The organism is Pseudomonas sichuanensis, from assembly GCF_024749065.1.
GTDB lineage: Bacteria > Pseudomonadota > Gammaproteobacteria > Pseudomonadales > Pseudomonadaceae > Aquipseudomonas > Aquipseudomonas sichuanensis.
This window is the reverse complement of record NZ_CP087185.1, coordinates 1,235,446-1,258,873: the sequence shown is the minus strand read 5'-3', so window position 1 is coordinate 1,258,873 and position 23,428 is coordinate 1,235,446. Positions and strand designations below refer to the sequence as shown.

Genomic DNA, 23,428 nt, shown 5'->3' with positions numbered 1-23,428 from the left:
CCTGCCCCGGCCAACTGGCCGGGGCATTTCCATCCAGCGGCCGCTGCCGGATAATCACGGCATCCTCAGGCGGCAGGCATTTCATGAGCGACTACATCCTGGTCCTGGTCAGCGCTGCGCTGGTCAACAACCTGATGTTGCAACCCGACCCGATCGAGCGCGAGCGCTTGCAAGCGCTTGGCCTGTGCAGCGCGCTGTTGATCCTGATCGGCCTGCCCGCCGGGCTGCTGCTCCAGCAGTACCTGCTTGCCCCGCTGCAATTGCAGGCCTTAAGCCTGTTCCTCCTGTTGCCGCTGTTGGCGATGATCGCCTGGGGCCTACCGCAACTGCTGCGCCGCATGCGACCTGGCTGGCCTGCGGAGGGCCTGCAAGAGCTGCTGCTGGGCAATGTCGCGGTGCTAGGCTTGCTGTTGCAGCTCGGCAGCGATGGCAGCAGCGTTTGGCAAGCGCTGGCCTGGGGCGTGGCAGGCGGGTTGGGGTTCTGGCTAGCCCTGCTACTGTTCGCCGACCTGCGCGAACGCAGCCGCCATGCGGATGTTCCGGCGGCGCTGCGTGGCTTGCCCATCGAGCTGATCGGCGCTGGCGTGATGACCATGGCGCTCTCCGGCCTTAGCGGACTATTCACACAATGAGCCTGCAAACCCATGCCACTGCCTGACCCGCGCCTGCGCAACGCCATGGGCCTGGTCCTTCTGGCCTGCGTGCCGGGGTTGCTGGCGCTGTTCTGGCTGCATGGCTGGGGGGTGTTGATCAACCTGCTGCTGTGCGCCAGCGCCGCCCTGGCCACAGAGGCACTGCTGCTGACATGGCGCGGGCAAGCGATACGGCCGGCGCTGGAGGATGGCAGCGCATTGGTCAGCGCGGTGCTGCTGGCGGTGGCATTGCCCAGCCAGGCCCCCTGGTGGCTACCGGTGGCTGCGGTCAGCGTTGCCATAGGCTTGGGCAAACAGGCCTTCGGCGGCGTCGGACGCAACCTGTTCAACCCGGCGATGGTTGGCTATGCCTTCGCCCTGTTGAGTTTCCCACTGCAGATGAATCACTGGCCCGGCCAAGCGCCTGGCCTGCTCGACAGCCTGCACCTGAGCTTTATTGCCAGCGAGCAGATCGACGCCTGGGCCAGCCCAACGGTACTGGATGCCCTGCGGCACAATCGCAGCCTGACCATCGATGAGCTGATTGCAACGCATTCGGCCTTCGGCACGCTGGGCGGGCGAGGCAGCGAATGGGTGAACCTGGCATTCCTGCTGGGCGGGCTGTTCCTGTTACAGCGCAAGGTGTTCAGCTGGCATGCCCCGGCGGGCTTGCTCGGCGGGCTCCTGCTGTTCAGCCTGCTGGCGTGGAACGGGTCGGGCTCCGACTCCAATGGTTCACCTTTGCTGCACCTGTTCTCTGGCTCAACCATGCTGGCAGCGTTCTTCATCTGCACCGAGCCCATCTCCGGCTGTAAACGTCCGCTGGCCCGCCTATTGTTCGGTATCGGAGCAGGTTGGCTGATCTACCTGCTGCGTACCTGGGGCAGCGTGCCGGACGGGACAGCCTTTGCGATCCTGCTGATGAACCTCTGCGCTCCGGCGCTGGACCGCTGGGCCCAGCGACGCCAACCGGTGTCCACATGAGCAGGCGCGCGCGCAGCCTACTGCTGCTGTCATCGGTAACTGCCCTGGCGCTGGCCGGCAGCCTTGCCTGGCAACACTGGACCGCCGGCCCCATCCAGGAAGCCCAACAGCGGATGCAAGAGCGTGAGTGGCTGGCTGTGCTGCCAACAGACAGCTACGACAACCAGCCACTGCAGACCCCCTTGGCACTGGCCGACAAGCAGTTGCAACACAGTCGATTGCTGGCGGGCTATCGCGCCAGCCTGGCCAACACCCCCGTGGCCATCATGCTGCGCAGCGAGGTGCCGGGGTACGCCGGACCAATCGAGCTGGCCATCGCGATCGACAATCATGGTCGCCTGACCGGGCTACGCGTACTTCGCCAGCAGGAGAGCCCAGGGCTGGGCGACCAACTGGTCGATCCCGCACGGCGTTGGCTGGACCAGTTTATCGGCAAGGCCCATGACGACCCGCCCGAGCCGGCCTGGGCGCTCAAGCGGGATCGCGGCGTGTTCGACCAACTGGCTGGCGCGACAGTCACCTCGCGCGCAGTGATCGACGCGGTGCAGGATGCGCTGCGCTACTTCGATCAACACCGCACCGCGTTGCTCGGGGAGGACCAACATGAATAGGTACTGGTTGCTAAGCGTTTGCCTGGCACCCTTGATCGGCACGACCGGGTCAGTCATACAGGCCTCGACGATGCTGGTCTACATGGCCGTATTGATACTGCTGCACCAACTGCTCATGGCGGGGTTACGCAACCATCTGCTACCTGCCATGCACCTGTGGATGTCCATGGTGCTGGCCGCAGCGCTCGCCAGTTGCCTGCAGTTGGGGCTGCAGGCCTGGGCGTTGCCGATGGCCCTTGTGCTTGGCCACTTTCCCGCGCTACTGGCCCTGCAATGCCTGGCCGTCGAACGCCTGTTACCGCAAACCGGCCGCTGGCGTTCACTGCTCATTGGCCTTGCGGGCATGGCAGTGGCTGGCCTGGCTCTGGCCATCAGCCGTCAGGCCCTGACCGATATCACAGGGCTACACATCACTCATCTGGCGCCCGGCGCACTGGTACTGCTCGGCCTACTGCTGGGCTTGTACAATCAGCTACGCCCCGAGCCCACCACTGCACATCGTCAAGGAACACGTTGACCCCATGAATGCCGCTAAACGCCTGGAGATTTTTCGCAGGCTGCATGAAGACAATCCCGAGCCCAAGACCGAGCTGGCCTATACCACCCCCTTCGAACTGCTGATTGCCGTGATTCTCTCGGCGCAAGCAACCGATGTCGGCGTCAACAAGGCAACTGCACGCCTGTTCCCCATCGCCAACACGCCAGAAGCCATTCATGCGCTGGGGGTGGATGGGCTGAGCGAATACATCAAGACCATCGGGCTGTACAACAGCAAGGCCAAGAACGTCATCGAGACCTGCCGGCTGCTGGTCGAACAGCATGGCGGCGAAGTGCCAGAAACCCGTGAGGCGCTTGAAGCATTGCCCGGGGTTGGCCGCAAAACCGCCAACGTCGTGCTCAACACGGCCTTCGGGCAACTGGCGATGGCCGTTGACACCCATATCTTCCGGGTGAGCAACCGCACCGGCATCGCACCAGGCAAGACCGTGCTGGAGGTGGAGAAGAAGCTGCTCAAGTTCGTGCCCAAGGATTACCTGCTCGACGCCCATCACTGGCTGATCCTGCACGGTCGTTACGTTTGCCAAGCGCGCAAGCCTCGCTGCGGTAGCTGCCGTATCGAGGACCTGTGTGAATACAGGCACAAGACATCGGACGATTGAGGCAATAGCAAAAATACTGGCAATACGATTGAAAAAATCTTTTTTACCCGCTCGGTGAATCCCGCTATAAGGACGGCCAATGGCCCTTTGGCTTGGAGTGACGCATGAGCACCGATAAAGAAGACCTGGCTATCGACGACGAGTTTCAAATCACAGAAGAAGACGCTGAGCCGCAGCCCGAAGTGGCCAAGACCAACCTCAGCAAGCGCCGGACCATCGACAATATGCTGGAAGAGCGGCGCCTGCAGAAGCAGCTGGCCGATTTCGATTACGACCTGTAACCCAGGCATGAAAAGCCTCCTGATGGAGGCTTTTGATGGTTCAGGCCAGGCCGTGCCGCTGGGCCAGTTCGATGAGATCAACCAGTGAACGCGCATTGAGTTTGAGCAGCAGCCGGGTTTTGTAAGTACTCACGGTCTTGTTGCTGAGAAACATGCTATCGGCAATTTCCTTATTGGTCTTTCCTCGTGCAAGTTGCTGCAGCACCATCATCTCCCTGCCGGAAAGACGCTCGACCATTTCAACTTCGCTTCCGCCACCAACGCCTGTGCGCCCCTTGTGCAGTGCCTGATTGGGGAAGTAACTGTACCCTGACAGCACGGCCTTGATTGCACTTAGCAACTCGGTCAGCTCCTGTTGCTTGCAAACGTACCCGGCAGCCCCCGCCTGCATGCAACGCATCGAAAAGTGGCCCGGCGCCTGCGAGGTCAATACCAGCACCTTGCTTGCGGGGCTTGCCAAGGTCATTCGGGCAATGACCTCGAGCCCGTCCAGTTTGGGAATTCCAATATCCAGAATGACAATGTCTGGCAGATGCTCCCGCGTTAGCTGCAAGGCATCCACCCCGTTGTCGGTTTCCGCCATCACCTCGTATCCATGCCGTTCCATCAGCATGCGTACCGCCAGGCGAATGACCGGGTGATCATCCACGATCAGCACTTTGTTCATGCGATATCCATTATTGCGTTATTTTAGTTTTATGCCCCAGCACAACCGAGCATAACGATTATTCGTGCGATGGTTTCCTTGGCAGATGCATCGAAGGAAGGTGCCTACTCTTTTTAAGGAATATTCCTACGCGCAGTTATTTTGCAGAACTTTATGCGCTCCTGAATAAATGTAGCCGCGTGCAAGTTAACACTCTGCAAATCGAGCTCCAAGCGTAGAGGCATTACACTTAACGCAGGAAATTTCTACTATTCGGACAAGACATCGGAACGCCGACAAATAAATGGCCAGAGCGCTCCATAGAGGAAATACTCACACTTACTCTGTGATCAAAATCAGGCTACTGATGAGCAAAGCATGCCCAGGCGCCCATCATGAACAATCCATCATTCAGCCCATTGACGCTTATCGCCGTCTTCGCCGGTGTCATCGAAGCCTCTGCCCTGGCTTCGCTGCCATTCCTGAGCGAGGAAAGCCAGACCATCTACACCTGGTTCCTCGTAGGCTTCCCCTTCTTCTTGACGGTGTTGTTCTTCCTCACTCTCAACTTCAATACCGGGTCGCTATTCGTGCCCGAGTACCATGACCCAACGCCCAACAGCCCAAACCCCGCTCAACCACCAACAGCGCCAAACCAAGCGGTTACGTCGGCAACCACAGAGACCCAGGCACCACCCACCCCGCCCTCGGCACCTTTCTGCGAAAGCGAAGCTGCCATGGTCATCGCCATCTCCGGCCCAGAGAGCCGCAAGATGCTCGAGCGCCATGTGTTGCGCATGATCGATCGCCCACAAACCACCACTCGCCGCTGGACCCTTTATAACCTCGACACCCGAGCCCGTTTTCATCTATCAGCCGGCCCCATGCACGAGGACACCGAACTGCCGTTCGAACAAGCCGAAGCCCCTGAATGACGGCCCAAAAAAAACCCGGCCTGGGCCGGGTTCTTTTCAGCTGGATGCTCAGAGCATCGAACGGCCTTTGTTGGCCGCAATGCGCATGCGCAGTGCATTGAGCTTGATGAAGCCGGCAGCGTCGGCCTGGTTGTAGGCGCCGCCATCTTCTTCGAAGGTGGCGATGTTGGCGTCGAACAGCGAGTCATCCGACTTGCGACCGACAACCACGACATTGCCCTTGTACAGCTTCAGACGAACCACACCATTCACGTTCACCTGCGAGGCGTCGATCATCTTCTGCAGCATCAGACGCTCTGGGCTCCACCAGTAGCCGGTGTAGATCAGGCTGGCATACTTCGGCATCAGCTCATCTTTCAGGTGAGCGACTTCGCGGTCCAGGGTGATCGACTCGATGGCGCGGTGGGCCTTGAGCATGATGGTGCCACCAGGGGTCTCGTAGCAGCCGCGGGACTTCATGCCGACGTAGCGGTTCTCGACGATGTCGAGGCGGCCGATGCCGTTGGCACCGCCAATGCGGTTGAGGTCGGCCAGCACGGTGGCCGGGGTCTTCTCGACGCCGTCGATGGCAACGATGTCACCGTTGCGGTAGGTCAGCTCGATGTAGGTAGCCTGGTCCGGGGCGTTCTCAGGGGAGACGCTCCATTTCCACATGTCTTCTTCGTGCTCGGTCCAGGTATCTTCCAGGACACCGCCTTCGTACGAGATGTGCAGCAGGTTGGCGTCCATCGAGTACGGCGACTTCTTCTTGCCGTGGCGCTCGATCGGGATGCCGTGCTTCTCGGCATAGTCCATCAGCTTCTCGCGGGACAGCAGGTCCCACTCGCGCCATGGGGCGATGACCTTGACGCCTGGCTTGAGCGCGTAGGCACCCAGCTCGAAACGCACCTGGTCGTTACCCTTGCCGGTAGCACCGTGGGAAATGGCGTCGGCGCCGGTTTCGTTGGCGATTTCGATCAGGCGCTTGGCGATCAGCGGACGAGCGATGGACGTACCCAGCAGGTACTCGCCTTCGTAGACGGTGTTGGCGCGGAACATCGGGAACACGAAGTCACGCACGAATTCTTCGCGCAGGTCATCGATGTAGATTTCTTTAACGCCCATTGCCTGGGCTTTGGCGCGGGCCGGCTCGACCTCTTCGCCCTGACCCAGGTCAGCGGTGAAGGTCACCACTTCGCAGTTGTAAGTGTCCTGCAGCCACTTGAGAATCACCGAAGTATCAAGGCCGCCGGAATACGCCAGTACGACCTTTTTTACGTCCGCCATGCCATCACTCCACGGGGTTGTACGGAAAGCCTTCGATTCTAACGGCCTTGCCGCAAAAATTACAGTGGGGCGACAGCTTGTGACGACAAAGCGACAGGAACTGTCGACAGCGCGACCAGTGGTCGCACTCAGCCCTGCTTCGCGGGTGCCTGCTGGGCCGGTACGACTGCCGGCGCGGTGGTGGCAGCCGGCGCCGGGGCTGCAGCGGGGACGGCCGGCGCCGCAGCCGGAACCGGCTTCTCGACCGGGGTCACCCGATCGAGCTGGATGTTGACACGACGGTTGCGCGCACGGTTGGCGGCGCTGTTGTTCTTGGCCAGGGGGTAGCGCTCGCCGTGGAAGCGCACGGTAATCTGTTCTTCGGCAATGCCATGGGCCTTGAAGTACTCGGCCACTGCCAGGGCACGACGGCGCGATGCGTCACGGTTAGTCAGGCGGTTGCCGCTGTTGTCGGAATGACCGTCGAGTTCGATGTGATTGACCGTCGGGTCGGCCTTCATGTAGTCCAGAATCAGGTCCAGGCGTGCACGCGCCGAGCTGTCCAGCTCAAAGCCAGTGCCGGGGAAGCCGACCTGGGTCTGGCGAATCTGATCGTAATTCATCGGCAGCAGCGTGCTCGCGCAGCGCTGATAGTCACTGTAGGCCTTGGCGAAACTGACCGGCAGCACCCGCACTTCCATGGCTCGCCCGCCTTCACCTGCATAATTGCGCACCACCGTGCTGCGCCCATCGAGCAAGCCATTGATCAAGCGGCTGGCCTGGCCTTGCGAGGACGTGAACAGCACACCCGTGCGGCCCATGCGCACAGCCCCCAGATTGATGTCGCCACGGCCTGGCTGCCAGGGTGCAGCTGCCGCCAACAGTGTGGCGGATCCGGCACCGAGCACATTGCTTGCGGAGCGCAGCTGGAACGTCGGCAGCTCGCCGGCACGGCGCACGAACTCACCACTACCGAAACCATCTATCGGTTGCACCAGACGGCATTCGAACTGGTCACCCTCGACTTTCCAGGCGACATGCTCCACGCGGGTCTGGAAGGTGAGTGCCCCCGCCGGCAGGCTGGCGACAAGGGTGAACAGGGCTAGGTAACGCTGGCGCACGGGCGGCTCCACAAATTCTGACGGCTTACCTCAACGCTATCGGACGCTGGTTGGAAAACTTGATAGCCGTGCTCGCCCAAGGGTTTTCCGGTAGCATTGGCTTCTGAGTTCGACCCGCCTGGAATCCCCAATGTCCGATCGCCTGACCCTCCTGCGCCCCGACGACTGGCACATCCATCTGCGCGATGGTGCCGTCTTGCCACATACCGTTGGCGACGTGGCGCGCACCTTCGCCCGTGCCATCATCATGCCCAACCTCGTGCCCCCGGTGCGCAACGCCGCCGAAGCTGGCGCCTACCGTGAGCGCATCCTCGCCGCGCGTCCGGCCGGCAGCCGCTTCGAGCCGCTGATGGTGCTCTACCTCACAGACCGCACCAGCGCCGAAGATGTCCGCGCGGCCAAGGCCAGCGGTATCGTGTACGCCGCCAAACTGTACCCGGCCGGCGCTACCACCAACTCCGATTCCGGCGTGACCAGCATCGACAACATCTTCCCGGCGATCGAGGCCCTGGCCGAGACCGGCCTGCCACTGCTGGTGCATGGCGAAGTGACGCGTAGCGAGATCGACGTGTTCGATCGTGAGAAGCGCTTCATCGACGAGCACATGCGCCGCCTGGTCGAGCGTTTCCCCACGCTGAAAGTGGTCTTCGAACACATCACCACCAGCGACGCCGCGCAGTTCGTCACCGAGGCTGCGGCCAACGTCGGCGCGACCATTACCGCCCAGCACCTGCTGTACAACCGCAACCACATGCTGGTCGGCGGTATCCGCCCGCACTTCTATTGCCTGCCGATCCTCAAGCGCAACACCCACCAGGTGGCGCTGCTGGACGCGGCCACCAGCGGCAACCCGAAGTTCTTCCTCGGTACCGACTCCGCCCCCCATGCCCAGCACGCCAAGGAAGCCGCCTGCGGCTGCGCTGGCTGCTACACCGCCTACGCCGCCATCGAGATGTATGCCGAGGCATTCGAGCAGCGTAACGCGCTGGACAAGCTCGAAGGCTTTGCCAGCAAGCATGGCCCGGACTTCTACGGCCTGGCGCGCAACACCGACACCATCACCCTGGTGCGCGAAGAGTGGACGGCACCCGCCAGTCTGCCGTTCGGCGACACCACCGTGATCCCGCTGCGTGCCGGTGAGAAACTGCGCTGGCGCCTGCTGGAGGACAACGCGTGAGCGAAGACCTCTACGACGACGATCAGGACAATCAGGTCAGCAGCGGTTCGCGCCATCCGATGGCCGAACGTTTCCGTGGTTATCTGCCGGTGGTGGTGGATGTCGAGACAGGTGGCTTCAACAGCGCCACCGACGCCCTGCTGGAAATCGCCGCAGTGACCATCGGCATGGACGAGAAGGGCTTCCTGTTCCCCGAGCACACCTACTTCTTCCGGGTCGAACCCTTCGAAGGTGCCAACATCGAACAGGCCGCGCTGGAGTTCACCGGGATCAAGCTGGACCACCCACTGCGCATGGCGGTGAGCGAGGAAAGTGCGCTCACCGACATCTTCCGTGGCGTGCGCAAGGCTCTCAAGGCCAACGGCTGCAAGCGGGCAATCCTGGTCGGGCACAACAGCAGCTTCGACCTGGGCTTCCTCAATGCCGCAGTGGCGCGCAACGACCTCAAGCGCAACCCCTTCCACCCGTTCTCCAGCTTCGACACCGCAACACTGGCCGGCCTGGCATACGGCCAGACCGTGCTGGCACGGGCCTGCCAGAGCGCCGACATCGACTTCGATGGCCGCGAGGCGCACTCGGCACGCTACGACACCGAGAAAACTGCCGAGCTGTTCTGCGGCATCGTCAACCGCTGGAAAGAAATGGGCGGCTGGCGCGATTTCAACGACTAAGCTGCAAGCCTCAAGCTTCAAGCGACAAGAAAGAGCAGCCTATATGCGCCAGGCTTTTCACTTGTGGCTTGCAGCTTGAAACTTGAGACAAAAAAAACCGGCCACCAGGGCCGGTTTTTTTATGCGCTTGGCAAATTACAGCTTGCCAGCGTTCTCGCTCAGGTAAGCGGCAACGCCTTCCGGCGAAGCGTTCATGCCCTTGTCGCCTTTTTTCCAGTTGGCCGGGCAGACTTCGCCGTGCTCTTCGTGGAATTGCAGGGCGTCAACCAGGCGCAGCAGCTCGTCCATGTTGCGGCCCAGTGGCAGGTCGTTGACGATCTGCGAACGGACAACACCGTTGGTGTCGATCAGGAAGGCGCCACGGAAGGCCACGCCGCCTTCGGACTCGACGTCGTAGGCCTTGCAGATTTCGTGGGTCATGTCGGCTGCCAGGGTGTATTTGACCTGGCCGATGCCGCCGTTGTTGACCGGGGTGTTACGCCAGGCGTTGTGGGTGAAGTGCGAGTCGATCGAAACGCCGATCACTTCCACGTTGCGAGCCTGGAAGTCAGGGATGCGATTGTCCAGGGCGATCAGCTCGGACGGGCAGACGAAGGTGAAGTCCAGCGGGTAGAAGAACACCAGGCCGTACTTGCCTTTGATGGCCGAGGCCAGGTTGAAGCTGTCGACGATTTCGCCGTTGCCCAGCACGGCAGGGACGGTGAAGTCAGGGGCTTGTTTACCAACGAGTACGCTCATTCGATTTCTCCTGATGAGGGGTGAAGAACCTTGCCCGGGCGGAATGAGTTCCCCCGGATCTGGCAAAGGCCGACCATCATACACGGCTTATGGTGACAGGCCGAATCTCTACCATCGGTCGCTCAAGGACGGCCCTTTCAGAAAGTGCTTTGACAAGCATTCTCATTACCATTACTCTCCAACCCATCGAATCCAACCGTAATGGTCAGCCTTTATGTATGTGTGTCTTTGTGTCGGTGTCACCGATGGACAGATCCGCGATGCGATCTACGAAGGATGCTGCAGCTACAAGGATGTTCGAGCCGCCACCAACGTCGCCAGCCAATGCGGTAAATGCGCCTGCCTCGCCAAGCAGGTGGTGCGTGAGACGCTGACCGAGCTGCAGCTCAGCCAACAGGCTGCGCTGCCCTACCCCGTTGAATTTAACGCGGCGTAAAAAATGAATTTCGAAGAACCGGGCCCAGTGCCCGGTTTTTTTATGCCAGAAATTCAATAAGTTAGCGCTCGAACGCGGTTCACAAACATTCTTATTCCGATTAATTTTCACTTATTATTCAATAACTTAGGTTTGACATAGGTAGTTGTCGGGCTCAGACTTGATTTCATTGGCTCAACTTCTACAGGGCAGGACCCCATCATGAAAGGCGACGTAAGCGTCATCCAGCATCTCAACAAGATCCTCGGAAACGAGCTGGTCGCAATCAACCAGTACTTCCTGCACGCACGCATGTATGAAGATTGGGGCCTGAACAAGATCGGCAAATTCGAGTACAAAGAATCCATCCAGGCGATGAAGGACGCGGACAAGCTGATCAAGCGCATCCTCTTCCTCGAAGGCATCCCCAATGTCCAGGACTTGGGCAAGCTGATGATCGGCGAGCACACCAAAGAGATGCTCGAGTGCGATCTGAAGCTTGAGAAAAAGGCCCACGCCGACCTGAAAGCCGCCATCGCCCACTGTGAAACTGCAGGCGACTTCGGCTCGCGCGATGTGCTCGAAGACATCCTCGAAGACCAGGAAGAACACATCGACTGGCTGGAAACCCAGCTGGGCCTGATCGACAAGATCACCATCGAGAACTACCTGCAGTCGCAGATGGGCGAAGAGTAACGATCGCCAGATACACCAAAGCCCCGCCAAGTGCGGGGCTTTTTATTGGGGTGTAGGAGCGCCCCGGCAAGGCCGCTCCTACAGAGGCACGCGAAAAATCACCAGACAACAAAAAGCCCCGCATATACGGGGCTTTTGCATTCCGGCGAGCCAAAGCTGGAATCAGGCCTCGGAAGCCTTGGCTTTGGCAGCAGCGTCCTTGATCAGGGCCTGCAGCTCACCCTTTTCGAACATTTCCAGCATGATGTCGCTACCGCCGACCAGCTCACCGGCCACCCACAGTTGCGGGAAAGTCGGCCAGTTGGCGTACTTGGGCAGGTTGGCGCGGATTTCCGGGTTCTGCAGGATGTCGACGTAAGCGAACTTCTCGCCGCAACCCATCACCGCTTGCGATGCCTTGGCCGAAAAGCCGCACTGCGGGGCATTCGGCGAGCCTTTCATGTAAAGCAGAATGGTGTTGTTGGCGATCTGCTCTTTGATTGTTTCGATGATATCCATGAAGCACCTCGGCTGAACTTTCCGACATGGTCGTCGGCACGGTGACGCATTGTATCGGAAACCCGAGCGGCATGCTCGGCCTTACCGGTGTTTAGGGTTTGTACGAAAGTCGTCGAGCGGCGATCAGGCACTTTTCGTACAAAGCCTAGGCGGCCTCCACCTGCACCGGCACGCCATTGAGTGCCGCATTGCCGGAAACGCCATCACGCAGGCGCTCGTCAGTCAGGTCATTGGCACTCACCCCAGGTTGCGCGCTGGCCACCTGCAACTGGGCGCCCTGGCGCCCATGCCCGTAGCCATGGGGCAGGCTGACCACCCCCGGCATCATCTCCTCGCTGGCCTGGACCTGCACTTCGAGCACACCGGTGCGTGAACGAACACGTACCGTCTGGCCGTCCTGCAGTTGGCGCTGGTGCAAGTCGAGCGGGTGCATCAGCAACTGATGGCGCGGCTTGCCTTTTACCAGTCGATGGAAGTTGTGCATCCACGAGTTGTTGCTGCGCACATGACGGCGGCCGATCAGCAACAGCTGGCCTGGTTCCGGCGGCAATTGCCGGGCAAGCCGTTGCAGGTCTTCGAGCAGGGCAGCCGGGGCTGCTTCGACCGCCTGGCTGGCGGTACCCAAGCGATCAGCGAGGTTCGGCGTCAGCGGCCCGAGGTCGAGGCCATGGGGATGCTGGTCGAGGGTTTGCAGCGACAGCTTCCAGGTTGACGCATCACCATAAGGCCCCTTGCGCAGCGCGTAATCGATCATCTGCGCTGGCGGCAGCGTCACCTTCAGCTCGGCCTGGGCGCGCGCCGCAAAAGCCTTGGCCAGGCCGACGAAAATCTCCCAGTCGTGCAATGCTCCCTCGGGCTTGGCCAGGATCGCCCGGTTGAAACGGCTGACGTTGCGTACCGCCAGCAAATTGAAGGTGGAATCGTAATGATCATTCTCCAGCGCCGAAGTCGAGGGCAGGATCAGGTCGGCATGGCGGGTGGTCTCGTTGATGTACAGGTCGATGCTGAGCATGAACTCGAGCCCAGCCAGGGCCTCATCCAGACGCCGCCCGTTGGGCGTGGACAACACCGGGTTGCCAGCGACGGTCACCAGCGCCCGTATCTGCCCTTCACCCGGCTCGAGGATCTCTTCGGCCAGGGCAGACACCGGCAGTTCGCCGCCATATTCCGGCAGGCCCGAGACCCTGCTCTGCCATTGGTTGAAATGCCCGCCCGAGGTGCTGGCCACCAGGTCCACCGCAGGTTCGGTACAGAGGGCACCGCCTTTGCGATCGAGGTTGCCGGTGACCAGGTTGATCAGTTGCACCAGCCAGTGGCACAGCGAACCGAAGGCCTGGGTGGAAACCCCCATCCGGCCATAGCAAACGGCTTTGCCTGCGGCCGCGAAATCCCGGGCCAGCTGGCGGATGTCCTGCGCCGGGATACCGCAGAGCCCGCTCATCGCCTCGGCATCGAACGGCGCAATGGCCTGGCGTACCTGATCCAGCCCGTTGACAGGCAAGTGCGATCCGCGGGCCAGGTCCTCTGCGAAAAGGGTATGCAGCAGCGCAGACAGCAGCGCCGCATCGCCACCGGGGCGGATGAACAGGTGCTGATCTGCCATCGCCGCCGTCTCGCTGCGCCGCGGGTCGACCACCACCAGGCGCCCGCCCCTGGCCTTCAGCGCCTTCAGCCGCTTCTCCACATCCGGCACCGTCATGATGCTGCCGTTCGAAGCCAGCGGGTTGCCACCGAGTATCAACATGAAGTGGGTGTGATCGATGTCCGGGATCGGCAGCAGCAAGCCATGGCCGTACATCAGGTAGCTGGTCAGGTGCTGGGGCAACTGGTCGACCGAGGTGGCAGAGAAGCGATTGCGAGTCTTGAGCAGGCCAAGGAAATAGTTGCTGTGGGTCATCAGCCCATAGTTGTGCACGCTGGGGTTACCCTGATACACCGCGACGGCGTTGCGCCCGTGGGCCTGCTGCACCGCCCAGAGGCGCTCGGCGGCCAGGGTGAACGCCTCGTCCCAGCCAATCGGCTGCCACTGGTCGCCGATACGCCTGTGGGGCTGGCGCAGGCGGTCGGGGTCTTCCTGGATATCCTGCAGGGCGACTGCCTTGGGGCAGATATGCCCACGGCTGAACGGGTCCTGCGGGTCGCCCTTGATCGAGCTGATACGCGCCCGGCCGTCGGCTTCGTGGGTCACTTCGATGTTCAGGCCGCAGATGGCCTCGCACAGGTGACAGGCTCGGTGATGCAGGGTCTTGGTCATGGCCGCCTCTGCCGTGTTGTTATGGACGTTCGACTATGCGCCGCCCCAGCAAGGCTCACCAGCGCGCTTCGCGGCGTGAATTGGCCGACATCAGGCCCACGATTCGCGACAGCAGGTTTGCCAAACGCGCGCCTGGCCGTGTACAAACCCTGTAGCAAATAAAAAACAGCGCACCTGCAGTGGGTTACGACACCCGCTGATACAGAGACACTGTTTCCCCTCTTGGTTTGAGGCGACATTTAATTATAGTATTGCGCCTTTCCCTATTCCGTCCGCCCCGTGCGGCTTACGCCGCAGGTCACTCCCGTTGTCAACAAAACCCATACGGTCGACCTGCACACCGTTGCAGATAAGGTAGTCAATCATGAGCGCTAGGCACTTTCTCTCCCTGCTGGATTTCACCACCGACGAATTGCTCGGTGTGATCCGCCGAGGCATCGAGCTGAAGGACCTGCGCAAGCGTGGCGTGCTGTTCGAGCCCCTGAAGAACCGCGTGCTGGGGATGATCTTCGAAAAATCCTCGACCCGTACCCGGGTGTCGTTCGAGGCGGGCATGATCCAGCTCGGCGGCCAGGCCATCTTCCTGTCGCCGCGTGACACCCAGCTGGGCCGCGGCGAGCCGATTGCCGACAGCGCCATCGTGTTGTCGAGCATGGTCGATGCGGTGATGATCCGCACCCACGCCCACAGCACCCTCACCGAATTCGCCGCCCATTCGCGGGTGCCGCTGATCAACGGCCTGTCCGACGAGTCGCACCCCTGCCAGTTGCTGGCCGACATGCAGACCTTCCTTGAACACCGTGGCTCGATCCAGGGCAAGACCGTGGCCTGGATCGGCGATGGCTTCAACATGTGCAACTCGTACATCGAAGCCGCTCGCCAGTTCGACTTCCAGCTGCGCATCGCCTGCCCCGAGGGTTATGACCCCGATCCACGCTTCCTGCAATTGGGCGGTGACCGCGTGCAGATCATCCGTGACCCCAAGGAAGCCGTACGCGGCGCCCACCTGGTGACCACGGACGTCTGGACTTCCATGGGCCAGGAAGAGGAAACTGCACGGCGCCTGGCGCACTTCGCGCCTTACCAGGTCAACCGCGCACTGCTCGACCTGGCGGCACCCGATGCCCTGTTCATGCACTGCCTGCCCGCCCACCGTGGCGAGGAAATCAGCCAGGACCTGCTCGACGACCCCCGTTCGGTCGCCTGGGACCAGGCTGAGAACCGCCTGCATGCGCAGAAGGCCCTTCTCGAATTCCTTGTAGAACCGGCTTACCACCACGCATGAGTCAACCCCTACTGCTCAACCTGCGCGACCTCGCCTGCGGCTACGGCGAGCAGCGCATCGTCCAGAACCTCAATCTGCACCTGAACGCAGGCGACATCGGTTGCCTGCTGGGCTCCTCCGGGTGCGGCAAGACCACCACGCTGCGCGCCATCGCCGGTTTCGAGCCGGTGCATGAAGGCGAGATCCAGCTGGCCGGCGAGGTCATCTCCCGTGCAGGCTTCACCCTGGCTCCGGAGAAACGCCGGATCGGCATGGTGTTCCAGGACTACGCGCTGTTCCCCCACCTGACCGTGGCGCAGAACATCGCCTTCGGCATTGGCAAGCACCCGCAACAGGCGGCTGTGGTCGAGGAGATGCTCGAACTGGTCAAGCTGGGCGGCCTCGGCGGGCGCTACCCGCACGAGTTGTCCGGCGGCCAGCAACAGCGGGTCGCACTGGCCCGCGCACTGGCGCCGGAGCCACAACTGCTGCTGCTCGACGAGCCGTTCTCCAACCTCGACGTCGAGTTGCGCAGGCGCCTCAGCCACGAGGTGCGCGACATCCTCAAGAGCCGTGGCACCAGCGCCATCCTGGTCACCCACGACCAGGAAGAAGCCTTCGCCGTCAGTGATCACGTTGGCGTGTTCAAGGAAGGCCGCCTGGAGCAGTGGGATACCCCCTACAACCTCTACCACGAGCCACAAACCCCCTTCGTTGCCAGCTTCATTGGCCAGGGTTACTTCATTCGCGGCCAGATGAGCAGCCATGAAGCGGTGACCACCGAACTCGGCGAACTGCGGGGCAATCGCGCCTACACCATGGCCACGGGCAGCTCGGTGGACGTGTTGCTGCGCCCGGATGACATCATCCATGCGCCCGACGGCAAATTGCGGGCGCAAATTGTCGGCAAGAGCTTCCTCGGCGCTTCCACCCTGTATCGCCTGCAGTTGCCCACCGGCAGCCAGCTCGAAGCGATCTTCCCCAGCCACATCGACCATCAGGTAGGCCAGGAAATCGGCATCGCCGTGGCGGCCGACCACCTGGTGCTGTTCCCGGTACCCGGCAGCGTAGCCGCGCAGCTGCCACGCCAGGAGAACGGCGTGCGCCGCGTCAGCTCGGCGCTCTGAGGCACCCAGAACATCGCAGGACAAGTCAGCGCGCACCCGACCGAGCCGAACTCAAGACCTGTACTCTGCCTGTGGGAGCGGGTTTACCCGCGAAACAGGCGACGCGGTGGATGGCACCGGCTTTGCCGGTGTTCGCGGCTAAAGCCGCTCCCACAGGTCCCGGCTCGATCAATAAGTCATGTGGATCGCGCAGCCAGGCAGTTGCTCCCACGACCAACGTGGGAGCTGCGGTTCGGTGCCCTGGCTTGCCCCGCGACAATCACAGCATCAACGTGCCACTGGCCACCCGCCGAGCCTGCCCACCGATCTTCACCCGCTCACCTTCCAGCCTGCATGACAGCTCACCGCCCCTGGCCGAGCACTGGAACGCACTCAACTCGGTTTTACCAAGGCGTTCGGCCCAGTACGGGATGAGCAGGCAATGGGTGGAACCGGTGACCGGGTCTTCGGGGATGCCGATAGCCGGGGCGAAATAGCGCGATACGAAGTCATGCCTGGCGCCGGGCGCCGTCACAATCACGCCAAGCCCGGGCAGACGCGCCACCGCAGCCATGTCCGGCGTGCAATCACGCACCGCCTGCTCCGACGGCAACACCACGAACAGCTCCTTGCTCTGGCGCACTTCCAGCACCTCGCAGCCCAACGCCTCGGCAACCGGCAAAGGCTTGGCCACCGGCTGCGAATCAATGCGCGGGAAGTCCAGCCACAAGCGATCCCCTTCACGGCTGACGCTCAGTGGCCCTGACTGGCTCTGGAAGTCCAGCCGCGCCTTCTGCTCGCCATAGACCTCGAACAGCACATAAGCGCTGGCCAGGGTGGCATGGCCGCACAGCGGTACTTCGGTACTCGGGGTAAACCAGCGGATGCGATATCCGTCACCCTCGGCCACCACGAACGCGGTCTCGGCAAGGTTGTGCTCGGCGGCGATCTGCTGCATCAGCGCCTCGTCGAGCCACTGCTCCAGGTGATAAACCATGGCGGGGTTGCCGGCGAAGGGACGATCGCTGAACGCGTCGACCTGATGGAAGTGCAACTGCATGACACGCTCCCTCTGTCTTTTTGGAAAGGGCCCGAGCATGGCGCACGGGGCCCGGACCGAACAGTGACAGAGTCGAGGAAATTACCACCATACAGATGATCAGCCGCGACCAATCCCGGCGAATTGCCCCTGGGTATGGGTTGCCAGCACCGCCGCCGCCAGCTCCACCTCCAGGCCACGACGGCCCGCGCTGACGTGAATGGTTTCATGTTGTTGCGCGGACTCGTCGATGAAGGTGCGCAGACGCTTCTTCTGCCCCAACGGGCTGATCCCCCCCACCAGGTAGCCCGTGGCACGCTGGGCAGCCTGCGGGTCGGCCATTTCGCACTTCTTCACCCCCGCCGCATGGGCCAGCGCCTTGAGATCGAGGGTACCGACCACCGGCACCACCGCCACCAGCAATTCGCCCTTCTCGCTGCTGGCCAGCAGCGTCTTGAACACCCGCAGCGGGTCAAGGCCAAGCTTCTCGGCCGCTTCCAGGCCATAGGAGGCAGTCTTCGGGTCATGTTCGTAACTGTGCACGCGGTACTCGGCGCGCGCCTTTTTCAGCAGGTCCAGGGCGGGGGTCATCGAAGGCTCCAGTCGATCGCAGGTCGCCGGCTACTGTAGGGCAAATCCCCCAGACCAGCCAGCACACCCGCGGGCCAGAGCGGCGGCCAACGGTTCGCAGGCAGGCCTCTCGGTCAGTTTGTGGCCAACCGTTCACTTTCGACCTTTGACATCAGCGTTTCTTGTCTATATTTTTTCGTTTCTGAATACATGGTGCACCTATAAGGTGCACTCCCTGCACCCGCCCGGCGTCAATGGGGATCGACTCCGGGCTTTTTTGCTGTCGAGCGCACTACGCCTCACAACAACAAGAACCGAGGTCATACATGACGACTGCTCTACGCCAACCGACGCTTTCCGCCCAATGCATGGCCGAATTCCTCGGCACCGCGCTACTCATCTTCTTCGGCACAGGCTGTGTCGCCGCCCTCAAGGTTGCCGGCGCCAGCTTCGGCCTGTGGGAAATCAGCATCATCTGGGGGGTCGGCGTGAGCATGGCGATCTACCTCACCGCCGGCGTTTCCGGCGCGCACCTGAACCCGGCCGTGAGCATCGCCCTCACCCTGTTCGCCGGCTTCGACAAACGCAAACTGCCGTTCTACATCCTCGCCCAGGTGTGTGGCGCGTTCTGTGGCGCCGCGCTCGTTTACACGCTGTACAGCAACCTGTTCTTCGATTTCGAACAGGCCCACGCCATGTTGCGCGGCAGCCAGGCCAGCCTGGAACTGGCCTCGGTATTCTCCACCTACCCGCACCCGGCGCTGTCCACCGGCCAGGCGTTCCTGGTCGAAGTGATCATCACCGCCATCCTGATGGCCGTGATCATGGCCCTGACCGACGACAACAACGGCCTGCCCCGTGGCGCCACCGCGCCGCTGCTGATCGGCCTGCTGATCGCCGTGATCGGCAGCGCCATGGGCCCGCTGACCGGCTTTGCGATGAACCCGGCGCGCGATTTCGGGCCCAAGCTGATGACCTTCCTCGCTGGCTGGGGCGACATCGCCTTTACCGGCGGGCGTGACATTCCCTATTTCCTGGTACCGGTGTTCGCACCGATTCTCGGCGCCAGCCTTGGTGCGGCGTTGTACCGCGGCCTGATTGCCCGCAACCTGCCGACAGCAGAAGCCGAGAAGCCACAGACAGACGATAATCCTCAGGGTGATGCCCAGGTTTCCTGATGCCAGCGCCGGGCTCCAATGCTCGCCACGCCCTGAACCACTCCTAATTCCTGCAAGGCCATCGACATGACAGACACCCAGGACAAGAACTACATCATTGCCCTCGACCAGGGCACCACCAGTTCTCGGGCCATCATCTTCGACCGCGACGCCAACGTGGTCGGCACGTCGCAGCGCGAGTTCGCCCAGCACTACCCGCAGGCCGGCTGGGTCGAGCACGACCCGATGGAAATCTTCGCCACCCAAAGCGCGACCATGGTCGAAGCCCTGGCCCAGGCCGGTATCAGCCACGCCCAGGTAGCCGCCATCGGCATCACCAACCAGCGTGAAACCACCGTGGTGTGGGACAAGGAAACCGGCCGTCCGGTGTACAACGCCATTGTCTGGCAGTGCCGCCGCAGCACCGAGATCTGCGCCCAGCTCAAACGTGACGGCCACGAACAGTACATCCGCGAAACCACCGGCCTGGTCACCGACCCTTACTTCTCCGGCACCAAGCTCAAGTGGATCCTCGACAACGTCGAAGGTGTTCGCGAGCGCGCCGAGCGCGGCGAGCTGCTGTTCGGCACCATCGATACCTGGCTGATCTGGAAGTTCTCCGGCGGCAAGGTGCATGTCACCGACTACACCAACGCCTCGCGCACCTTGATGTTCAACATCCATACCCTGGCGTGGGACGAGAAGCTCCTGGATATCCTCGGCATCCCACGGCAGATGCTGCCCGAAGTGCGCCCTTCGTCGGAAGTCTATGGCCAGACCAAGAGCGGCATCAAAATCGCCGGCATCGCTGGCGACCAGCAATCGGCGCTGTTCGGCCAGATGTGCGTGGAGCCCGGGCAGGCCAAGAACACCTACGGCACCGGCTGCTTCCTGCTGATGAACACCGGCGACAAGGCGGTCGCTTCGTCCCACGGCCTGCTCACCACCATCGCCTGCGGCCCGCGCGGCGAAGTGGCCTATGCCCTGGAAGGCGCCGTGTTCAACGGTGGCTCCACCGTGCAGTGGCTGCGCGACGAGCTGAAGATCATCAACGACGCCTATGACACCGAGTACTTCGCCAGCAAGGTCAAGGACAGCAATGGCGTGTACCTGGTGCCCGCCTTCACCGGCCTCGGCGCGCCGTACTGGGACCCCTATGCCCGTGGTGCGCTGTTCGGCCTGACCCGCGGCGTGAAAGTCGACCACATCATCCGTGCCGCGCTGGAATCGATCGCCTACCAGACCCGCGACGTGCTCGATGCCATGCAGCAGGACTGCGGCCAGCGCCTGAGCGAACTGCGCGTGGATGGCGGTGCGGTGGCCAACAACTTCCTCATGCAGTTCCAGGCCGACATTCTCGGCACCTGCGTAGAACGCCCGAAAATGCGCGAGACCACCGCCCTCGGCGCCGCCTACCTGGCCGGCCTGGCCTGCGGTTTCTGGAGCGGCCTGGACGAGCTGCGCGACAAGGCGATCATCGAACGCGAGTTCAGCCCGCAACTGGATGAAGCGGCGAAAGAGAAGCTGTACAAAGGCTGGCGCAAGGCCGTGGACCGCACCCGCGACTGGGAAGACCACGACGCCTGATCATCGAACCATCGAGGGGCAAGTCGCAGCGGCGACTTGCCCCTCGATGGCTGCTTGCGCAGCAACCCAAGCTGGTCCTACTCCCCTTCCTCCGGCATCATTGCAGAATTTTTCCGGCTGCCCCCAAGGACCGCCCATGAATCTGCCTCCACGCCAACAACAAATCCTCGAGCTGGTCCGCGAACGCGGCTACGTCAGCATCGAGGAAATGGCGCAGCTGTTCGTCGTCACTCCGCAGACCATCCGCCGCGATATCAACCAGCTCGCCGAGGCCAACCTGCTGCGCCGCTACCACGGGGGCGCTGCCTACGACTCGAGCATCGAGAACACCGCCTACGCCATGCGCGCCGACCAGATGCGCGACGAGAAGCAGCGCATTGCCGAAGCCGTGGCCCGGCAGATCCCCGACCATGCCTCGCTGTTCATCAACATCGGCACCACCACCGAATCCATCGCCCGGGCGCTGCTCAACCACAACCACCTGAAGATCATCACCAACAACCTGCATGTGGCGGCGATCCTTGGCGCCAAGGACGATTTCGAAGTGCTGATCGCTGGCGGCACGGTACGCCGAGACGGCGGCGTGGTAGGCCAGGCCAGCGTCGACTTCATCAGCCAGTTCAAGGTCGACTTCGCCGTGGTCGGCATCAGCGGCATCGACGAGGACGGCAGCCTGCTGGACTTCGATTACCAGGAGGTGCGCGTGTCCCAGGCGATCATCGCCAATGCCCGCCAGGTGATCCTCGCAGCAGACTCCAGCAAGTTCGGGCGCAACGCCATGGTCCGCCTTGGCTCGATCAGCCTGGTGGACTGCCTGGTGACCGATCAGGCCCCTACCCCCGCCCTGACCCAACTGCTCAATCAGTACAAGATCCGCCTGGACGTGGTCTGACGCCTCCTTTCTGCAGGCGCCGGCTTGCCGGCCCTGCACGATGTTCGTAAATGTTCATTTAATTGTCATCCGATCAGGTTTTTCTATAAAGACTCACTGGCGGCCGCCTGTTCATTGCGCTAGTATTTTCGCAAACGAACATCAATGTTCATATTCGATATGGACAGCCCAGGAGGCCTTGCTGTGTCCCAGCCCGTTTCGCCCCAACCCCTCGACTGCTACGACCTCGCCGTGATCGGTGGCGGCATCAATGGCGTAGGCATCGCGGCAGACGCCGCCGGGCGCGGCCTGAAGGTATTCCTTTGTGAAAAGGACGACCTGGCCCGGCACACCTCCTCGGCCAGCAGCAAGCTGATCCACGGCGGCCTGCGCTACCTCGAACATTACGAATTCCGCCTGGTGCGCGAAGCCCTCGCCGAACGCGAAGTGCTGCTGGCCAAAGCCCCGCACATCGTCAAGCCAATGCGCTTCGTCCTGCCGCACCAGCCACACCTGCGCCCGGCCTGGATGATCCGCGCCGGCCTGTTCCTCTATGACCACCTGGGCAAGCGCAAGCGCCTGGGCGCCTCGCGCAGCCTGCGCTTCGGCCCGGGCTACCCGCTCAAGCCAGCCATCACCCGCGGTTTCGAATACGCCGACTGCGCTGTCGACGACGCCCGCCTGGTGGTCGTCAACGCCATGGCCGCCCGCGAAAAAGGTGCACACATCCACACCCGCACCCGTTGCCTGCGTGCCGAGCGGGTCGAGGGCATCTGGGAAGTGGAGCTGCAACACGCCGACGGCAGCCTGCGGACCATCCGCGCCCGCGCCCTGGTCAACGCCGCCGGCCCCTGGGTGGCCAGCTTCATCAAGGACGATCTCAAGCTCGATGCGCCTTACGGCATCCGCCTGATCCAGGGCAGCCACCTGATCGTGCCGCGCCTGTACGAAGGCGAGCACGCCTATATCCTGCAGAACGAAGACCAGCGCATCGTCTTCTGCATCCCCTATCTGGAGCGTTTCACCCTGATCGGCACCACCGACCGCGAATACAGCGGCGACCCGGCCAAGGTGGCGATCACCGAGCAGGAGACCGACTACCTGCTCAAAGTGGTCAACGAACACTTCAACCACCAGCTGAGCCGCGCCGACATCCTGCACACCTACTCCGGCGTGCGCCCGCTGTGCAACGACGAGTCGGACAACCCATCGGCAGTGACCCGCGACTACACCCTGGCGCTGTCCGCCGCAGCAGGTGAAGCGCCACTGCTGTCGGTATTCGGCGGCAAGCTCACCACCTACCGCAAGCTGGCCGAGTCGGCGATGGCGGAGCTCAAGCCGTTCTTCACCCAGATGCGCGGCAGCTGGACCGCCGATGCGCCGCTACCCGGCGGCGAAAGCATGACCAGCGTGCAGGCACTGGTGGACGCCGTGCTGGCCAGCCATGCCTGGCTGCCGCTGGATATCACCAAGCGTTGGGCTGTGACTTACGGCAGTCGCGTCTGGCGCCTGCTCGAGGGCGTGAATGGCCCCGAGGACCTGGGCCAGGCCATCGGTGGTGGCCTGTTCACCCGCGAAGTGGACTACCTGTGCAGCCAGGAGTGGGCGGTCGACGCCGATGACATTCTCTGGCGCCGCACCAAGCTCGGCCTGTTCACCAGCGCCGTCGAGCAACAGGCGCTGGTCGACTACCTGGCACACACCCGACAAGATCGTGCGCCGGTTCAAGCCGCCTGAACGGCGGCAAACCAGCGCACGGCAGATACCCGG

25 protein-coding genes are annotated in these 23,428 nt (G+C 62.3%); 17 read left to right on the top strand and 8 right to left on the bottom strand.

Features of this window, described 5'->3' with window-relative positions; genetic code table 11:
* The first annotated feature begins 83 nt into the window (after positions 1-83).
* From LOY51_RS05845 to LOY51_RS05820, 6 genes are all read left to right on the top strand, one after another.
* Complete coding sequence (locus LOY51_RS05845; RefSeq protein WP_258645182.1) at positions 84-632, top strand: Rnf-Nqr domain containing protein; 549 nt, start codon at positions 84-86, stop codon at positions 630-632.
* Positions 633-644: 12 nt separating this feature from the next.
* Positions 645-1,616 (top strand): RnfABCDGE type electron transport complex subunit D, encoded by a 972-nt coding sequence (locus LOY51_RS05840; protein WP_258645180.1) that lies wholly within the window; start codon positions 645-647, stop codon positions 1,614-1,616.
* On the top strand, positions 1,613-2,227 hold the full coding sequence (locus tag LOY51_RS05835; protein WP_258645178.1) for an RnfABCDGE type electron transport complex subunit G: 615 nt from the start codon (positions 1,613-1,615) through the stop codon (positions 2,225-2,227). The genes LOY51_RS05840 and LOY51_RS05835 overlap by 4 nt, the downstream gene beginning before the upstream one ends.
* Positions 2,220-2,744: an Rnf-Nqr domain containing protein gene (locus tag LOY51_RS05830; RefSeq protein ID WP_125857631.1), complete on the top strand. Its 525-nt coding sequence runs from the start codon at positions 2,220-2,222 to the stop codon at positions 2,742-2,744. Before LOY51_RS05835 ends, LOY51_RS05830 begins: the two co-directional genes overlap by 8 nt.
* A 4-nt stretch (positions 2,745-2,748) precedes the next feature.
* On the top strand, positions 2,749-3,387 hold the full coding sequence (gene nth, locus LOY51_RS05825) for an endonuclease III (RefSeq protein ID WP_125857630.1): 639 nt from the start codon (positions 2,749-2,751) through the stop codon (positions 3,385-3,387).
* 104 nt (positions 3,388-3,491) lie between these two features.
* Positions 3,492-3,668: a PA3496 family putative envelope integrity protein gene (locus LOY51_RS05820; protein WP_189654522.1), complete on the top strand. Its 177-nt coding sequence runs from the start codon at positions 3,492-3,494 to the stop codon at positions 3,666-3,668.
* A 40-nt stretch (positions 3,669-3,708) separates the two neighbouring features.
* Here the strand turns inward: LOY51_RS05820 and LOY51_RS05815 are convergent, their stop codons facing one another.
* A complete protein-coding gene (locus tag LOY51_RS05815) occupies positions 3,709-4,335 on the bottom strand; it encodes a response regulator transcription factor (RefSeq protein WP_110995496.1) in 627 nt (208 codons plus the stop codon).
* Positions 4,336-4,709: 374 nt separating this feature from the next.
* On the opposite strand from LOY51_RS05815, the gene LOY51_RS05810 reads away from it, so the two are divergent.
* A complete protein-coding gene (locus tag LOY51_RS05810) occupies positions 4,710-5,249 on the top strand; it encodes a hypothetical protein (RefSeq protein WP_223277181.1) in 540 nt (179 codons plus the stop codon).
* A gap of 48 nt (positions 5,250-5,297) precedes the next feature.
* Here LOY51_RS05810 and LOY51_RS05805 read toward each other — a convergent pair whose 3' ends face one another.
* Positions 5,298-6,515: an argininosuccinate synthase gene (locus LOY51_RS05805; protein WP_125462856.1), complete on the bottom strand. Its 1,218-nt coding sequence runs from the start codon at positions 6,513-6,515 to the stop codon at positions 5,298-5,300.
* 128 nt (positions 6,516-6,643) lie between these two features.
* Positions 6,644-7,615, bottom strand: coding sequence for a flagellar protein MotY (locus LOY51_RS05800; protein WP_258645175.1), 972 nt, complete (start codon positions 7,613-7,615; stop codon positions 6,644-6,646).
* Positions 7,616-7,745: 130 nt separating this feature from the next.
* Here LOY51_RS05800 and pyrC point away from each other — a divergent pair, with 130 nt between their 5' ends.
* Complete coding sequence (gene pyrC, locus LOY51_RS05795; RefSeq protein ID WP_125857628.1) at positions 7,746-8,792, top strand: dihydroorotase; 1,047 nt, start codon at positions 7,746-7,748, stop codon at positions 8,790-8,792.
* A complete protein-coding gene (rnt, locus tag LOY51_RS05790; protein WP_125857627.1) occupies positions 8,789-9,463 on the top strand; it encodes a ribonuclease T in 675 nt (224 codons plus the stop codon). Before pyrC ends, rnt begins: the two co-directional genes overlap by 4 nt.
* Positions 9,464-9,598: 135 nt before the next feature.
* On the opposite strand, the gene LOY51_RS05785 is transcribed toward rnt, so the two are convergent.
* Complete coding sequence (locus tag LOY51_RS05785) at positions 9,599-10,201, bottom strand: peroxiredoxin (RefSeq protein WP_023629028.1); 603 nt, start codon at positions 10,199-10,201, stop codon at positions 9,599-9,601.
* A 214-nt stretch (positions 10,202-10,415) separates the two neighbouring features.
* Between LOY51_RS05785 and LOY51_RS05780 the strand changes: the two genes are divergently transcribed.
* Together LOY51_RS05780 and bfr are read left to right on the top strand one after the other, a co-directional pair.
* Entirely contained in the window at positions 10,416-10,637 is a 222-nt protein-coding gene (locus LOY51_RS05780; RefSeq protein ID WP_110995144.1) for a bacterioferritin-associated ferredoxin, read from the top strand.
* A 201-nt stretch (positions 10,638-10,838) separates the two neighbouring features.
* Entirely contained in the window at positions 10,839-11,312 is a 474-nt protein-coding gene (gene bfr, locus LOY51_RS05775; protein ID WP_110995143.1) for a bacterioferritin, read from the top strand.
* Positions 11,313-11,474: 162 nt separating this feature from the next.
* Here bfr and grxD read toward each other — a convergent pair whose 3' ends face one another.
* Together grxD and LOY51_RS05765 are read right to left on the bottom strand one after the other, a co-directional pair.
* Positions 11,475-11,810 carry a Grx4 family monothiol glutaredoxin gene (gene grxD, locus LOY51_RS05770; RefSeq protein WP_110995142.1) on the bottom strand — a complete coding sequence of 112 codons (336 nt, stop codon included), beginning with the start codon at positions 11,808-11,810 and terminating at the stop codon, positions 11,475-11,477.
* 145 nt (positions 11,811-11,955) lie between these two features.
* Complete coding sequence (locus tag LOY51_RS05765; protein ID WP_258645173.1) at positions 11,956-14,064, bottom strand: molybdopterin oxidoreductase family protein; 2,109 nt, start codon at positions 14,062-14,064, stop codon at positions 11,956-11,958.
* 364 nt (positions 14,065-14,428) lie between these two features.
* Here LOY51_RS05765 and argF point away from each other — a divergent pair, with 364 nt between their 5' ends.
* Together argF and LOY51_RS05755 are read left to right on the top strand one after the other, a co-directional pair.
* Positions 14,429-15,349, top strand: coding sequence for an ornithine carbamoyltransferase (argF, locus tag LOY51_RS05760; RefSeq protein ID WP_125462851.1), 921 nt, complete (start codon positions 14,429-14,431; stop codon positions 15,347-15,349).
* Positions 15,346-16,455 carry an ABC transporter ATP-binding protein gene (locus LOY51_RS05755; protein ID WP_125857625.1) on the top strand — a complete coding sequence of 370 codons (1,110 nt, stop codon included), beginning with the start codon at positions 15,346-15,348 and terminating at the stop codon, positions 16,453-16,455. Before argF ends, LOY51_RS05755 begins: the two co-directional genes overlap by 4 nt.
* A 259-nt stretch (positions 16,456-16,714) precedes the next feature.
* On the opposite strand, the gene LOY51_RS05750 is transcribed toward LOY51_RS05755, so the two are convergent.
* Together LOY51_RS05750 and ybaK are read right to left on the bottom strand one after the other, a co-directional pair.
* The gene (locus LOY51_RS05750) at positions 16,715-17,494 is read right to left on the bottom strand and encodes a PhzF family phenazine biosynthesis protein (protein WP_258645171.1); all 780 of its coding nucleotides are present in this window, start codon (positions 17,492-17,494) and stop codon (positions 16,715-16,717) included.
* A gap of 99 nt (positions 17,495-17,593) precedes the next feature.
* On the bottom strand, positions 17,594-18,064 hold the full coding sequence (gene ybaK / locus LOY51_RS05745) for a Cys-tRNA(Pro) deacylase (RefSeq protein WP_110995137.1): 471 nt from the start codon (positions 18,062-18,064) through the stop codon (positions 17,594-17,596).
* Between the two features lie 305 nt (positions 18,065-18,369).
* Here ybaK and LOY51_RS05740 point away from each other — a divergent pair, with 305 nt between their 5' ends.
* From LOY51_RS05740 to glpD, 4 genes are all read left to right on the top strand, one after another.
* Positions 18,370-19,221, top strand: a complete 852-nt coding sequence (locus LOY51_RS05740; protein ID WP_125462848.1) for an MIP/aquaporin family protein — start codon at positions 18,370-18,372, stop codon at positions 19,219-19,221.
* A gap of 66 nt (positions 19,222-19,287) precedes the next feature.
* Positions 19,288-20,787 (top strand): glycerol kinase GlpK, encoded by a 1,500-nt coding sequence (gene glpK, locus LOY51_RS05735; protein ID WP_110995135.1) that lies wholly within the window; start codon positions 19,288-19,290, stop codon positions 20,785-20,787.
* A gap of 136 nt (positions 20,788-20,923) precedes the next feature.
* Entirely contained in the window at positions 20,924-21,679 is a 756-nt protein-coding gene (gene glpR, locus LOY51_RS05730; RefSeq protein WP_110995134.1) for a DNA-binding transcriptional repressor GlpR, read from the top strand.
* Between the two features lie 183 nt (positions 21,680-21,862).
* Positions 21,863-23,395 (top strand): glycerol-3-phosphate dehydrogenase, encoded by a 1,533-nt coding sequence (glpD, locus tag LOY51_RS05725; RefSeq protein WP_125857624.1) that lies wholly within the window; start codon positions 21,863-21,865, stop codon positions 23,393-23,395.
* The last annotated feature ends 33 nt before the right edge of the window (positions 23,396-23,428 follow it).